The following is a 13,736-nucleotide window of genomic DNA, read 5'->3' on the forward strand; positions in this document are numbered from 1 at the left end:
CCTGTCTCAATCCTTTGTTGCGGCGAACCACGGTGCCGGATCAACCGGCGCGGTGCCTTTTCTAATTTCGATATAAAGCGTTTCTGTCTCGCGAATACCAGTCACATCCGTGACACTTGCCAGAAACTCTTTACTATTCTCTTGATCGCCGCCGCCCATAAGCCCCAGTGGCGCGCCTATTCCGACAACTTCTCCGACCTCACCATAAACGGTTTGCAGCCCCGCAAGAACCATAAGATAGCCTCCGCCCGGCTCAAGGATAATCACATTTCCGTAGTCGAGCAGCGGGCCACGATAGCGGATGGTGCCAGCCCAAGGCGCTGTGACCAAAGCACGCGGGCGGGCGGAAAGCGTAATACCGGGGCGGCGGGTGCCCGATGCATCCGCCTCATTCGCGCGGAGCAGCAGGCTGCCAAGGGTCGGCAGGTTCAGCTTCCCCTCGGCCGAGGCAAAGCTGCGCATGGCGTCTGTGCCGCTTAGGTCCAGCTCTAACCCATTGGCAAAGGCGCCCAGCGTGTCGGCGCTTTCAAGCAGGCCGCGCAGGGCATCCGGATCTTCGGTAAAGCGGCGCGGCAGGGCGGTGCGGTCTGAAATAGCTTGGCTAAGCGTGGTACGGGCGGTTTGGGCCACGCCAAGCCCGTTTTCCAAAATGCTGCCCGCCGCCACTTGCAAACTGCGCAAATCGCGCAGCTCGGTCAGCTCGGATTGCAGGCGCGTCACCTCGGCTTGCAGCGCGGGCGTCACCTCGGAAATAATCATGCCCGACCGCACAGTGCCCAGCGGCCCCGAGGGGTGTAACAGCATCAATGGCCCCGGCGTTGCCTCGAGCTGGCCCAAAACGCCCAAAAGCTGGCCAACGCGGTTACGTTCGGTATCAAATTGCAACAACAGCGCAGCCTCGCGCACTTTGGCTTGGCGCAGGCTGTCACGCAGCGCGCCAAGACCTTGTTCATAGGCCTGAATGGTCTGGGTCAGTGCCGACACCTGATCGCGGGCTGTGCTTGCCTCTTGCATCGCCGTCACCGCCGCCGCAAGCGCGTCCGACGCCTGTGTCGCCTGTTCGGCAACGGTTTGCCCCTGTGCCGCACCGGCACCAAACGCGATAACCTGTGCCGTGCCGGCACAAAACGCGAGAACAAGGGCGACAGCGCGGATCATGCGATCAGGGTTTTCCCAGTCATTTCGTCCGGTTGTGGCAGGCCCATAAGCTGCAAAACCGTTGGTGCCAAATCGGACAACCGCCCATCGCGCAAGCTTGCCCCTGCAGGCCCGCCAAACAGGATAACCGGCACAAGGTTGGTCGTATGCGCCGTGTGCGGGCCGCCTGTCACCGGGTCTACCATGGTCTCGCAGTTGCCGTGATCGGCGGTGACAATCATCGCACCACCCGCCTTTTCAAGGGCTGCCAATGCCAAACCAAGGCCGCTATCCACCGCTTCACACGCCTTGATCGCGGCCTGCAAATCGCCGGTGTGGCCCACCATATCGGGGTTGGCAAAGTTCACGACAATCAGGTCATAGCCATGCTCAATCGCGCCGACCAGCTTTTCGGCCACCTCGGGTTCCGACATCTCTGGTTGCAGATCATAGGTCGCCACTTTGGGCGATTTCGGCATGGCGCGATCTTCGCCGGGGTTCACCGCCTCGGCCCCACCATTCAGGAAAAACGTCACATGCGGGTATTTTTCGGTTTCGGCCAAGCGAAACTGGGTGCGGCCTTGTTTAGAAACCCATTCGCCCAAAGTGTTGTTCAAAACCGGCTTTGGATAGGCAGTGATCATGTACTCATTATGCTTGGTGGAATAATCGACCATGCCCAGCATCGCCTCCCATTTCGGGCGCGCACTTGCATCAAAGCCATCAAAGGACGGATCGCCCAGCGAGGCCAAAATCTCGCGCGCACGGTCGGCGCGGAAATTCAGGCAGTAAAACCCGTCGCCCGCTTTGGCCCCTGCATAGCCGCCAATCACCGTAGGCGCGATAAACTCATCGGTTTCACCGCGGGCATAGGCGGCGGCAATCGCGGCTTGCGCATCAACCGCAGCCTCACCCTTGGCGGCGACCATCGCATCAAAGGCGCGGCCAACACGTTCCCAGCGATTGTCGCGGTCCATCGCCCAATAGCGGCCAATCACCGTCCCGACCCGCACACCATCTGCCAGCCCAGCCAGCAGCCGCGCCATGTGCTCGGCGGCCGAGCTGGGGGCAACGTCGCGCCCATCGGTGATCGCATGAATAACCACCGGCACACCCGCCGCCGCAACCGTATTGGCCGCCGCGATCACATGCGACACATGGCCATGAACGCCACCATCCGAAATAACGCCCATCAGTTGCGCGGTGCCACCGCTGGCCTTTAGCCGCGCGATAAAATCCAACAGCTGGGGGTTTTGGCCAAAACTGCCATCCTCAATAGCCAGATCAATCGCGCCCAGATCCATCGCAACCACACGGCCCGCGCCGATATTGGTGTGACCAACTTCGGAATTCCCCATCTGCCCGCGCGGCAAGCCGACATCGGGGCCGTGGGTAATAAGGGTGGCATGCGGGCAGGTCGCCATCAGCCGGTCAAAATTGGGGGTGTTCGCCAGCACGGGCGCGTTGGCGCTGGTATCAGGGTTCAGCCCCCAACCATCCAAAATGCACAAAATAACGGGTTTTGGAACAGTCATGGCGCGCCCTCTTTGTTAGCTTAACAGCGTTTTACGCCCAAGCAGGGGGTTCGGCAACAGCCAAGGCTTATTCGCGGTGATACGGGCTGCCCGCCAGAATGGATGCCGCGCGGTAAAGCTGTTCCGCCAACATCACCCGCACCAACATATGTGGCCAAACCATTGCACCGAAAGACAAAGCAAAATCAGCTGAATTGCGAAAAGACGGGGCCAGACCATCGGCGCCGCCAATGCAAAACGCCACATCCTGCCGCCCTGCATCGCGCCATTTGCCCAATTGGTCGGCAAATTCGGGGCTGGTAAGGGTGCGGCCGCGTTCGTCCATCACCACGGTCAGCGCACCATTTGGCACGGCCCGCGACAGCAACACCGCCTCGGCCTCCATCCCGCCGCCTTTGCGGTCTTCAACCTCGGACAGGGCAAAAGGGCCAAGGCCCAAGGCCCGGCCCGTCCGGTTGAAACGCGTCACATAATCGTCGATCAGGTCGCGCTCGGGGCCGCCACGCAGCCGCCCCGCAGCGCAAAGATGCACACGCATCAGTCTTCCTCGCGCACGCCTATGCCCATGTGCCCGCCAGGCTGCCACATTTTTTCGAGGTCATAAAACTCGCGCACTTCGGGGCGGAAGACGTGGACGATAACATCGCCCGTATCGATCAGTACCCAATCGCCGGTTTCTTTGCCTTCGATTTTGCAGACGATGCCGAAATCTTGCTTCAACTTATCGGCAAGCTTTTCAGAAATGGACGCAACCTGACGCGATGAGCGACCGGAACAGATCAGCATGTAATCCGCCATATCAGAGCGGCCACGCAGATCGATTTCTACGATCTCTTCGGCTTTGTCATCTTCAAGCGACGCGATGACGCTAGCCAAAAGAATTTCGGGCGTAAGTGTATCAGCGGCGGTTTGGCCCGTCATGCGCGGTGCCCTCGGCCCAACCGGCAGGCCGGTCTGTGGATCAGAATGAGACAGGACATTGTCCTCCAGTATATCACGCGCCAGCCTTAACGGTTTCACAACACCCCCGGCGCCGAGTGTTCTGCGCAAGCTATCACCTTGCGGCGCAAACCTCAATCACAGCCAGCCGCTGGGCGCAAGCCATCACCGCAGGCATTGGCTCGGGTTTCGCCGATTGCTTGGCCTTGCAGCCGCAAAACGCAGCCCTACCTGCCGAAACCGGCATGCCGCGCGCAACCGATTCGCGCCACCCTATGCGCCCCGCGCAAAGCCGCTTGCCGATTTTGGCACTACTCCACCATGCTGCAACGCGGCATATGCAAAGCACGGGAGGGGAGCACCGGAGTACACTATGACATTTCTAAAACGCCTATTCCCGCGCCGCCCAAACCGCAATGACTTGGAACGCGCCTACCTGAACCAAGCTGTCAGCCTCTATGACCTAGAGTGCCGCGAGCGCGAGATTGACCAAGGTAAATTCGCAGGCTTCTAAGGCCCCGATTTGTAAAACCTTAGTCCTGACCTGCCAAAATCGCTGCCTGCTTTGCGCCCTGACCGCCGCTCAACAGTTTTACCTCGCGCTGTGGGAAGGGAATGGAAACGCCATTCTCTTTGAAAATATCCCAAAGCGCCAAGTAGACGTTGCCGCGAATGTTGGTCAGCCCTTCGGTTGGGTCCTTGATCCAAAAGCGCAGGATATAATCGACCGAGCTGTCGCCAAACCCTACGATATGGCACACTGACGGGCGGTCTTTTAGCACGCGGTTCACGCGGCCTGCCGCCTCAATCGCCAGCTTGCGCACCAGATGCGGATCGTCATCGTAAGAGGTGCCAAAAAACAGATCGAGCCGCACAAATTGGTCCGAATGCGACCAGTTCACCACTTGGCCGGTGATAAGGTCTTCGTTCGGAATCAGGTATTCCTTGCCGTCCCTAGTCACGACCGAAACATACCGCGCACCCAAGGATTCGATCCAACCAAAAGTCTCGCCCAGTGAAATCACATCCCCCGGCTTGATAGATTTATCCAGCAGAATGATGATGCCCGACACAAGGTTGGACACGACTTTTTGCAAACCGAAACCAAGGCCTACGCCAACAGCACCCGACAGAACGGCAAGGCCAGTCAGGTCAAACCCAACCGCCTTTAGCCCGATAAAAATCGCGCCGCCGATCAGGAACATCTGGATCGCTTTGATCGCCAGTACCTGCATTGATGGGCTGATATCAGGGTTTTTACGAATTTTGCTAACCGCGCCTTTGGTTATCAAACGCGCACCAGACACCAGTACACCCGTCACAATCAGCGCCTTGATCACTGACAGGGCAGACAGCCTGAAATCGCCAAAAGTAATGGCAAGGCTGTCCAGAAAGGACAAAACCCCTGTATCGAACCCAAGAATAACGGCGACAACCCAAAACCCTGCGCCCCAAGCCACCACGCGCGACAAAAAGCGGTTTCCGATCAGTTTCGACGCAAAGCTGACAAACAGTAAAAGCAGCCCGATTGTGCCCGACACCTCAAACAATTGGCTGCGGGAAGGCCATGTTATTTGCCGCATCACCCAAAAGGTTGCCCAGTTGATTGTGGTGAACAGCATCAGTGTCAGGTTGCGGTCAATCGTCACCAGCCAGCGCAACTGCCACTTTTGCAGGCCTTCTTGGTTGCGCACCCAGCCCATGAACCACTTGGATACAATCCCGCGCATCAGCCAAGCCAGCAGCAAAAGCGCCAAGATCCCCGCCACCTGATACAGTCGCCATCCCATCAGCAAGGACCGCACAAAGGCTTCGGCTTGCGACAGCAGCCCCTGTGTTGCGTTGATGATTTCGGGGTTGATCGTGTTAATTGGGTCCATAGGCTGTGCGTGTCCCCTTTTGGGAAATGCGAATTTCATCAATCTTAACTATCTGCTTCGGGAATGCCAATCTTATTGCCCCAGCACACAGAAAGGCGTAGAACCCGCGCTATGATCAGATTTTTTGACATTGATGAACGCGCGCGCTTGCCTTGGCGGTTTTACGGCCAAAGCCGGTCTGTGCTTGCCCGGCTTTAATCGCGGCCTGATGTCTACCGCCGGTATTACCGCGCGGCCCGAACATATATTTCCCTAGCTAGATGAGAGATTGAGCCATGAACGCTCGTACCCTTTACGACAAAATCTGGGACGACCATGTCGTCGACCAAGCCGAAGACGGCACCTGCCTGCTGTATATTGACCGTCACTTGGTGCATGAAGTCACCAGCCCGCAGGCGTTTGAAGGCCTGCGGATGACAGGTCGCAAAGTGCGCGCGCCGGAAAAAACCATCGCTGTGCCGGACCATAACGTCCCCACCACGCTGGACCGCGCCAACGCCAAAACCATGACCGAAGACAGCCGCATTCAGGTTGAAGCTTTGGACAAGAACGCACGCGAATTCGGCCTGCACTACTATCCTGTGTCGGACGTTCGCCAAGGCATCGTGCATATCGTCGGCCCCGAGCAGGGCTGGACATTGCCCGGCATGACCGTTGTTTGCGGCGACAGCCACACCGCCACCCACGGCGCGTTCGGCTCACTCGCCCATGGGATTGGGACGTCCGAGGTTGAACACGTTCTGGCAACCCAAACGCTGATTCAGCGTAAGGCCAAGAACTTTAAGGTCGAAATCACTGGCTCGCTGATGCCCGGCGTCACAGCCAAGGATATCACCCTGTCGGTGATCGGCCAAACCGGCACCGCTGGCGGCACTGGCTATGTGATCGAATATTGTGGCCAAGCCATTCGCGAATTGTCGATGGAAGGCCGGATGACCGTCTGCAACATGGCGATTGAGGGCGGCGCACGCGCAGGCCTGATCGCGCCGGACGAGAAAACCTTCGAATACTGCATGGGCCGCCCGCACGCACCAAAAGGTGCCGCATGGGAGGCTGCGCTGACCTATTGGAAGACTTTGTTCACCGATGAAGGCGCGCATTTCGATAAGGTCATCACGATCAAAGGCGAAGATATCGCGCCGGTTGTGACTTGGGGCACCTCGCCCGAAGACGTGCTGCCAATCACCGCAACTGTTCCAGCCGCATCTGATTTCAAAGGCGGCAAGGTTGAGGCGGCACAGCGTTCGCTTGACTATATGGGCCTGACACCGGGCATGAAGCTGACCGACATCAAGATCGACACCGTCTTTATTGGCTCTTGCACCAATGGCCGGATCGAAGACTTGCGCGCCGCTGCTGCCGTGCTGAAAGGCAAAAAGATCAAGGACGGGATGCGCGCGATGGTCGTTCCCGGTTCTGGCCTTGTGCGTGCGCAAGCCGAGGAAGAGGGGCTGGCCCAGATTTTCCTAGATGCCGGTTTTGAATGGCGTCTTGCAGGCTGTTCCATGTGTCTGGCGATGAACCCCGACCAGTTGGCACCGGGCGAACGTTGCGCCGCCACATCGAACCGCAACTTTGAAGGCCGCCAAGGCCGTGGTGGCCGCACACACCTGCTGTCGCCCGCAATGGCAGCCGCAGCGGCAATCACCGGCCACTTGACCGACATCCGCGACTTCGCGGTCGAAAACGCATAAGGACTGGGCATATGGATAAGTTCACCAAAATCACCGGGGTTGCGGCCCCTATGCCACTGGTCAATATCGACACCGATATGATCATCCCAAAGCAGTTTTTGAAAACCATCAAGCGGTCTGGCCTTGGCGCGAACCTGTTTGATGAAATGCGGTTCAATCTGGACGGCACCGAGATTGAGAGCTTTGTGCTGAACCAACCAGCGTATCGCAAAGCCGAAGTGATCGTCGCTGGCGACAACTTTGGCTGCGGCTCGTCGCGCGAACATGCGCCTTGGGCGCTGCTGGATTTCGGCATCCGCTCGGTCATCGCCACAAGCTTTGCCGACATCTTCTATAACAACTGCTTCAAGAACGGCATCTTGCCGATTGTGATGCCCGAAGATGTCGTCAACATCCTGATGGAAGACGCGCGGCGCGGCGAAAATGCCCGCATGACCGTTGATCTGGAAAACCAAACCATCACCACATCTGATGGCCAAAGCTTTCCGTTCGAGGTGGACGCGTTCAAAAAGCATTGTTTGTTGAACGGCTTGGACGATATCGGCCTGACCATGGAAAAGGCAGCGAACATCGACAGCTATGAGGCAAAGGCCGCAACATCGCGCCCTTGGGTCTAACCCCCCGTAAATACACAAGATATAGGGTCGCCCCACAGGCGGCCCTTTTTTTTGCCACAAGTCGGCCCACCTTTAAACTACAATTTGATGCAATCTAGCGACACATTTTCCGCTAATCCGCCACAAATACTTGGTTATCTCAATCCAATGGTTGCTAGGGAATCAGAAAGAAGGCACAATTTGGGCAAGATTAAGGCAGTCCGCCACAAAGTGCGGGAAATAACGGGGATAAAGGAACGGCGCCGTATCGTTCCTGCCCTAAATGAAGGTAGAGCAGCAGTGCTTTCAAAGTTCACAGGTGCGCTTATGCGTGCCTTCATGATTATGGTGCTGATCACCACGCCTTCGGTATTGCTGCCGGGCGTGACAGCTGATGGCAAGCAAATGGTCGCCCTTGTCGCTCTCTTTGCAGGCATTCTAACCTTTGTAGAATACAACGCCACCTACCCCGGTCTGATCGAGTTTCGCGATGCGCCACCCTATAACCGCACACGGTTTTTGATGCTGCTGGTCATCGTATTCTTCCTGTCGGTGATGGCACGCAGTGAAATCGCCCCATCAACCCTTGCTAGGTTGTTTGAGGCCGTCGGCATCTTGATCGGCCAAGCGCTTGATTTTCCTTACTCGCCTGTGCGGTTGCTCACCTTGACCTTGGCCGATGCCAATGACCATGGCCACATGCAAGCCGTGCGTTCGGCGGCAGGCGTGGCCTATTTGATCTCGGTGCTGGCGCTGGCTATGTTTTCGCTTTTGTTGCGCATTTATGATTGGCCGTCGAAAAACGGCGCCTTTAACGTGTGGACCAACCTGCCGATGTTTGACCCGACTGTAGGTGGTGATGTGGTGGCACGGCTGGAACGGGACGCACGGTTCAATCTGGCCTTGGGCTTTTTGCTGCCGTTTCTTATTCCGGCGATAGTCAAATTCAGCGGCATGGGTTTGGGCGCGATTGACATGCATTACCCGCCAACCTTGGTTTGGTTGGTCGCGATGTGGGCGTTCCTGCCAGCCTCTTTGTTCATGCGCGGCATTGCGATGACACGCATCGCAGGCATGATACGCAACAAACGCGACCGCAACGCCGAGCAAGCCGTGCCGGGGTACTTCCCCGCGTGATGCTGCGCTTGGCCCTTGCTGTATGGCTTGGGCTAGCCTTACCTTGCTTTGCCCAACAACCTGATAGTGGGCGCCCCGATTCCCTGCGTGTTGCCACCTATAACCCCGATCTTAGCCGCAAAGGGCCGGGCCTGCTGTTGCGCGACATTCTATCCGGCAAAGACGGGCAGGTTGCGGCAGTGGTGGCCACATTGGCCGATCTGAACGCCGATGTTCTGGTACTGACCTCATTTGATTATGATTATGATCTGATAGCACTAACGGCGCTTTCCGATTCCTTGGCCCTGGCGGGCGCGCCCTACCCCTACCGGTTCGCCACCCTCCCTAATACCGGTATGCCGACAGGGCTTGATCTGGATGGGGATGACCTTTTGGGCGGCCCGGCCGATGCCCAAGGGTTTGGGATGTTCTCGGGCCAAGGCGGGCTGGCCGTGCTGTCTCGTTTGCCAATTGATACCGATGGCTTTCGTGATTTCAGCGGCTTTTTGTGGCAAGATTTGCCAGATAACCTGATCGCCGACAGCCTGTCCCCAGCCGCGATATCTATCCTGCGGCTATCGAGCAATGCCCATTGGGATGTGCCGGTCACCTTGCCCGACGGCTCCGCGCTTCACCTGTTAATCTGGCACGCCACGCCGCCCGTATTCGATGATACCAAAGACCGCAATGGCCGCCGCAACCATGATGAGGCCGCATTCTGGCTGGCCTTATTGAATGATAGCCTGCCAATGCCTGCGCCAACTGGCCCGTTCATCCTGTTGGGCGACTCCAAACTTGACCCATTGGATAGCGAGGGGCGCGCAGGCGCAATACAGGCCCTTCTGGCCGATCCGCGCCTTCAGGACCCAGCCCCCAAGGGCACTCACAACCGCACCGAGCCTGAACACAAAGGCGACCCCGCGCTCGATACCGTGCTCTATGATTTCGGCGGGTTGCGCACCGATTTTGTTCTGCCCTCGGCAGGCCTGCGTGTGCTGGATGCAGGCGTCATGTGGCCCGCCGCGTCGGCACAAAACGCCGAAACCATTGCCGCGGCCTCGCGCCACCGGCCCGTGTGGGTTGATATTGCTTTGCCTTAACCCGCCGCCTTGACCATCGCGGCCCGAAACGCTACGCAAACCTCAATCATTTTCCTTAAAATGCAGGAGCGTTCCTTGGCCAATCCTTCCCTTCTTATCCTCGCCGGTGACGGCATCGGCCCCGAAGTCATGACCGAGGTCAAAAAGATCATCGCGTGGTTCGGTGACAAACGCGGCGTGCATTTCGATGTGTCCGAAGATTTGGTCGGCGGTTGCGCCTATGATCAGCACGGCACCCCCCTGCATGACAAAACCATGGCCCGCGCGATGGAAGTTGACGCCGTACTGCTGGGCGCCGTGGGTGGCCCAAAATACGACACACTTGATTTCAGCGTAAAGCCCGAGCGCGGCCTGCTGCGCCTGCGCAAGGAAATGGACCTGTTTTCCAACCTGCGCCCTGCTCAATGCTTTGACGCGCTAGCCGATTTTTCCAGCCTGAAAAAAGAGATCGTCTCTGGTCTGGATATCATGATCGTCCGCGAGCTGACCTCGGGCGTGTATTTCGGCGAGCCGCGCGGGATTTTCCCTGATAACGAAGGCGGCCGTGTGGGCATCAACACCCAACGCTACACCACGAATGAAATCCGCCGCGTTGCGCGCTCGGCGTTTGAGCTGGCAAAACGCCGCAATAACAAAGTTCACTCGATGGAAAAAGCAAACGTTATGGAATCCGGCATTCTGTGGCGCGAAGAGGTTCAGTGGGTGCATGACAATGAATACCCCGAAGTAGAACTTCACCATATGTATGCCGATAACGGCGCGATGCAGTTGGTTCGCTGGCCCAAACAGTTTGACGTGATTGTCACCGACAACCTGTTTGGCGATGTTCTGTCCGATACGGCGGCAATGCTGACAGGCTCGCTTGGGATGCTTCCTTCGGCAAGCCTTGGCGCGCCGCAAGAAAATGGCCGCCCAAAGGCGCTGTATGAGCCGGTTCACGGCTCGGCTCCTGACATCGCAGGCCAAGGCAAGGCGAACCCGATCGCCTGTATCCTTAGCTTTGCAATGGCGCTGCGCTATTCCTTTGACATGGGCGATGAGGCAACGCGCGTTGAAAATGCCGTGGAAAAAGTGCTGGCTGATGGCGCCCGCACCGCCGATTTGATGGACAAAGACGGCGGTACCCCGATCAGCACGACCCAAATGGGTGACGTGATCATCGCGGCACTGGATGCCTCGCTGTAAAACCAGCGTTTAAAATACGGCTGAAAAGGGGTGCTGACGCGCCCCTTTTTTGTGCCGTCACAGGCCGCAGTGTTTTAAACACTGGATTAACCCATTACTGCGATGATGTGAAAAACGACTTGCATGCAAGGTTATCGCCCTGCCGCCCTTGCGCATTAGCGCTAACAGGCGCACTACTTTCGCAATCCAGAATGAACCGAGATCAAAGATGCCGATTGTGAAATCCAACCTGCGCGGCGCTCTTATGGCGCTGATCGCCTTTGCAATTTATTCAACGCATGACGTTTTTGTCAAATTTCTTGGCGGGCAATACTCGGCATTTCAGATCGTATTCTTTTCGGTTTTGTTCAGCTTTCCACTGGTCGCGATTATGCTAATCGGGGATCGCAACGATGGCAATTTACGGCCCAAGCATCCGTGGTGGTCGCTGACGCGTACGATTTCAACGATGATTACGGCCGTTTCGGCCTTTTATGCGTTCTCGGTTCTGCCGCTGGCCCAAACCTATGCGATTTTATTCGCGGCCCCTTTGTTGATTACCCTGCTGGCCATTCCGATTCTGGGCGAAAAAGTCGGTGTTCGTCGGGGGCTGGCGATTATCGTGGGCCTTGCCGGCGTGATGATCGTGTTGCGCCCAACTGGGGCAGAGCTTGGGCTTGGCCATCTGGCGGCGCTGGCGGCGGCGGTGTGTTCGTCCCTATCGTCGGTGATCGTGCGCAAAATCGGGCAAGATGAACGCTCGGTGGTGCTACTGCTGTTTCCGATGATCGCGAACTTTATCGTCATGGGCGCTGCAATGCCGTTTTTCTACAAACCGATGCCCATCGAACACCTAGGCATGATCGTTATCATTGCGGCTTTTGGCTTTGTGGCCAGCCTGTTTATCATCAGCGCCTACAGATCGGCCGAAGCCGTGATCGTGGCGCCGATGCAATACAGCCAGATGATCTGGGCCGCGATCTATGGCTTCTTAATTTTCAACGAGACGCCAGACCGGCTAACGCTTGTCGGCGCTGGCGTCATTATGGCCAGCGGATTCTATATTGTGATGCGCGAAAGCCGCGGTAAGGTTTCGAAAAACAGCCCGGTTTTGGAATCGCGCAGCCGCCCTGAAACCGGTATGCTGCCGCGCATCAGCCTGTTGTTACGGCGCGAAAACGGCGGGAAATAAGCGGCGCGTTTGCGTCAGGCTAGGTTTCGATCTACGCGTCTGATAAGGTGCAAGGATGACCATGAACACCCTGTCAAACCCGCTTGCCCGCCGTCTGTTTTTGCATAAGCACGCCTTGGGCACAGCCCCGAGCGGTACCGGAAAAGGCGCCGATCTGGCAGGGTTGATCGAGCAGATCGGCTTTGTTCAGGTTGACAGCATCCGCACAGTTGCCCGCGCGCATGACCTTATTTTATTCGCGCGGCGGCAAAATTACCGCCCGCCCGCGCTGAAAAATCTGCTGGAAAAAGACCGCTTGATGTTTGAGCATTGGACGCATGATGCCTCAATCATTCCCGCACAGTTTTTTCCGCATTGGCGGCATCGGTTTAACCGCGACGCTGACACGTTGGGCAAGGACTGGCAGCGCTGGTTTCGCATTGGATATGAGGACCAGTTTGAAACGATTTTGACGCATATTCGTGATGGCGGCCCGGTGACCTGCTCGGATGTGGGGCAGGATGAGCCACGCAGCAAAGGTGGATGGTGGGATTGGCATCCCTCAAAGACCGCGTTGGAGTGGTTGTGGCGGACGGGGCAGCTTTCGATATCGGGGCGCAACAATTTCCAAAAAATTTATGATTTAACCGAGCGGGTTATTCCTGACGCCTACCGTGGCGATGTACCGACACAAGCCGCGCATCTGGACTGGGCCTGTACGCAGGCGATGAACAGGCTGGGGTTTGCAACGGCAGCTGAATTGTCGGCGTTTTGGGCCGCCGTTTCGATTACAGATGCCCGCGCGTGGTGTGAGCGCGCCCTGCGCGAAGGGCGCATTATCCAGCTGGCTGTTGCGGGTGCAGATGGGAATTTACGCCCGAGCTTTGCCTGGCCAGACGTGATGAAGGCCGCGCAAGATTTGCCCCCAGCCCCGCCGCGTATCCGCATTCTATCACCCTTTGATCCGGCCTTGCGCGACAGGGCCCGTGCCGAGCGTTTGTTTGGCTTTTTCTACCGCATCGAGGTGTTTGTGCCGCAAGCAAAACGCCAATATGGCTATTATGTCTTTCCGGTTTTGGAAGGCGAAAAGGTCATCGGACGCATTGATGCCAAGGCGTTTCGGGATGAAAACTGTTTGCGCGTCCAAGGGTTTTGGCCCGAAACCGGCGTGACTATGGGCAAAGGCCGGATGGCACGGCTGGAGGACGCTTTGCAGCGGCTCGCACGATTTGCGGACTGCGATGTGGTGGCGTGGGGTGATGGCTGGCTACGGTGCTAAAACTGCCACGCGCCGGGGGGCTAGCTACCCGGACCCCCCAGGATATTTTTGCCGAAAAGAAAGCAAGCAACGGATTGGTTTAACGCGCACGGCTTGCATCTTGTGCGGTGGCGTGGAACCAAGGG

The 13,736-nt window shown here is 57.5% G+C and carries 14 protein-coding genes; 9 read left to right on the forward strand and 5 right to left on the reverse strand.

Annotated elements, in window-relative coordinates:
• Positions 1-6 precede the first annotated feature (6 nt).
• The 4 genes from ACEN2J_RS03385 to rsfS all read right to left on the reverse strand — a co-directional run bounded on the left by ACEN2J_RS03385 (position 7) and on the right by rsfS (position 3,593).
• A complete protein-coding gene (locus ACEN2J_RS03385) occupies positions 7-1,158 on the reverse strand; it encodes a murein hydrolase activator EnvC family protein (RefSeq protein WP_442103282.1) in 1,152 nt (383 codons plus the stop codon).
• Positions 1,155-2,672 (reverse strand): 2,3-bisphosphoglycerate-independent phosphoglycerate mutase, encoded by a 1,518-nt coding sequence (gene gpmI, locus ACEN2J_RS03390; RefSeq protein ID WP_442103284.1) that lies wholly within the window; start codon positions 2,670-2,672, stop codon positions 1,155-1,157. The genes ACEN2J_RS03385 and gpmI overlap by 4 nt, the downstream gene beginning before the upstream one ends.
• Before the next feature lie 67 nt (positions 2,673-2,739).
• A complete protein-coding gene (gene rlmH, locus ACEN2J_RS03395) occupies positions 2,740-3,210 on the reverse strand; it encodes a 23S rRNA (pseudouridine(1915)-N(3))-methyltransferase RlmH (RefSeq protein ID WP_442103285.1) in 471 nt (156 codons plus the stop codon).
• Positions 3,210-3,593, reverse strand: a complete 384-nt coding sequence (rsfS, locus tag ACEN2J_RS03400) for a ribosome silencing factor (protein ID WP_442103287.1) — start codon at positions 3,591-3,593, stop codon at positions 3,210-3,212. Before rsfS ends, rlmH begins: the two co-directional genes overlap by 1 nt.
• Before the next feature lie 116 nt (positions 3,594-3,709).
• On the opposite strand from rsfS, the gene ACEN2J_RS03405 reads away from it, so the two are divergent.
• Both ACEN2J_RS03405 and ACEN2J_RS03410 read left to right on the forward strand, forming a co-directional pair.
• Positions 3,710-3,988, forward strand: coding sequence for a hypothetical protein (locus tag ACEN2J_RS03405; RefSeq protein ID WP_442103289.1), 279 nt, complete (start codon positions 3,710-3,712; stop codon positions 3,986-3,988).
• Positions 3,985-4,125, forward strand: a complete 141-nt coding sequence (locus ACEN2J_RS03410; RefSeq protein WP_442103291.1) for a DUF3563 family protein — start codon at positions 3,985-3,987, stop codon at positions 4,123-4,125. The genes ACEN2J_RS03405 and ACEN2J_RS03410 overlap by 4 nt, the downstream gene beginning before the upstream one ends.
• 19 nt (positions 4,126-4,144) lie before the next feature.
• On the opposite strand, the gene ACEN2J_RS03415 is transcribed toward ACEN2J_RS03410, so the two are convergent.
• The gene (locus ACEN2J_RS03415) at positions 4,145-5,491 is read right to left on the reverse strand and encodes a mechanosensitive ion channel family protein (protein WP_442103293.1); all 1,347 of its coding nucleotides are present in this window, start codon (positions 5,489-5,491) and stop codon (positions 4,145-4,147) included.
• Between the two features lie 275 nt (positions 5,492-5,766).
• On the opposite strand from ACEN2J_RS03415, the gene leuC reads away from it, so the two are divergent.
• The 7 genes from leuC (at position 5,767) to ACEN2J_RS03450 (ending at position 13,611) form a co-directional block, all read left to right on the forward strand.
• Positions 5,767-7,185, forward strand: a complete 1,419-nt coding sequence (gene leuC / locus ACEN2J_RS03420; protein WP_442103294.1) for a 3-isopropylmalate dehydratase large subunit — start codon at positions 5,767-5,769, stop codon at positions 7,183-7,185.
• An 11-nt stretch (positions 7,186-7,196) separates the two neighbouring features.
• Positions 7,197-7,802 (forward strand): 3-isopropylmalate dehydratase small subunit, encoded by a 606-nt coding sequence (gene leuD / locus ACEN2J_RS03425; protein WP_442103295.1) that lies wholly within the window; start codon positions 7,197-7,199, stop codon positions 7,800-7,802.
• 306 nt (positions 7,803-8,108) lie between these two features.
• The gene (locus ACEN2J_RS03430; RefSeq protein ID WP_442103296.1) at positions 8,109-8,918 is read left to right on the forward strand and encodes a hypothetical protein; all 810 of its coding nucleotides are present in this window, start codon (positions 8,109-8,111) and stop codon (positions 8,916-8,918) included.
• Positions 8,918-9,997 (forward strand): endonuclease/exonuclease/phosphatase family protein, encoded by a 1,080-nt coding sequence (locus ACEN2J_RS03435; RefSeq protein ID WP_442103342.1) that lies wholly within the window; start codon positions 8,918-8,920, stop codon positions 9,995-9,997. Before ACEN2J_RS03430 ends, ACEN2J_RS03435 begins: the two co-directional genes overlap by 1 nt.
• A 75-nt stretch (positions 9,998-10,072) precedes the next feature.
• Positions 10,073-11,182, forward strand: a complete 1,110-nt coding sequence (gene leuB / locus ACEN2J_RS03440) for a 3-isopropylmalate dehydrogenase (protein WP_442103298.1) — start codon at positions 10,073-10,075, stop codon at positions 11,180-11,182.
• 208 nt (positions 11,183-11,390) lie between these two features.
• Positions 11,391-12,353, forward strand: coding sequence for a DMT family transporter (locus ACEN2J_RS03445; RefSeq protein ID WP_442103300.1), 963 nt, complete (start codon positions 11,391-11,393; stop codon positions 12,351-12,353).
• A 55-nt stretch (positions 12,354-12,408) separates the two neighbouring features.
• A complete protein-coding gene (locus ACEN2J_RS03450) occupies positions 12,409-13,611 on the forward strand; it encodes a winged helix-turn-helix domain-containing protein (protein WP_442103301.1) in 1,203 nt (400 codons plus the stop codon).
• The last annotated feature ends 125 nt before the right edge of the window (positions 13,612-13,736 follow it).

Source organism: Pseudorhodobacter sp. W20_MBD10_FR17, assembly GCF_052119765.1.
Taxonomy (GTDB): domain Bacteria; phylum Pseudomonadota; class Alphaproteobacteria; order Rhodobacterales; family Rhodobacteraceae; genus Pseudorhodobacter.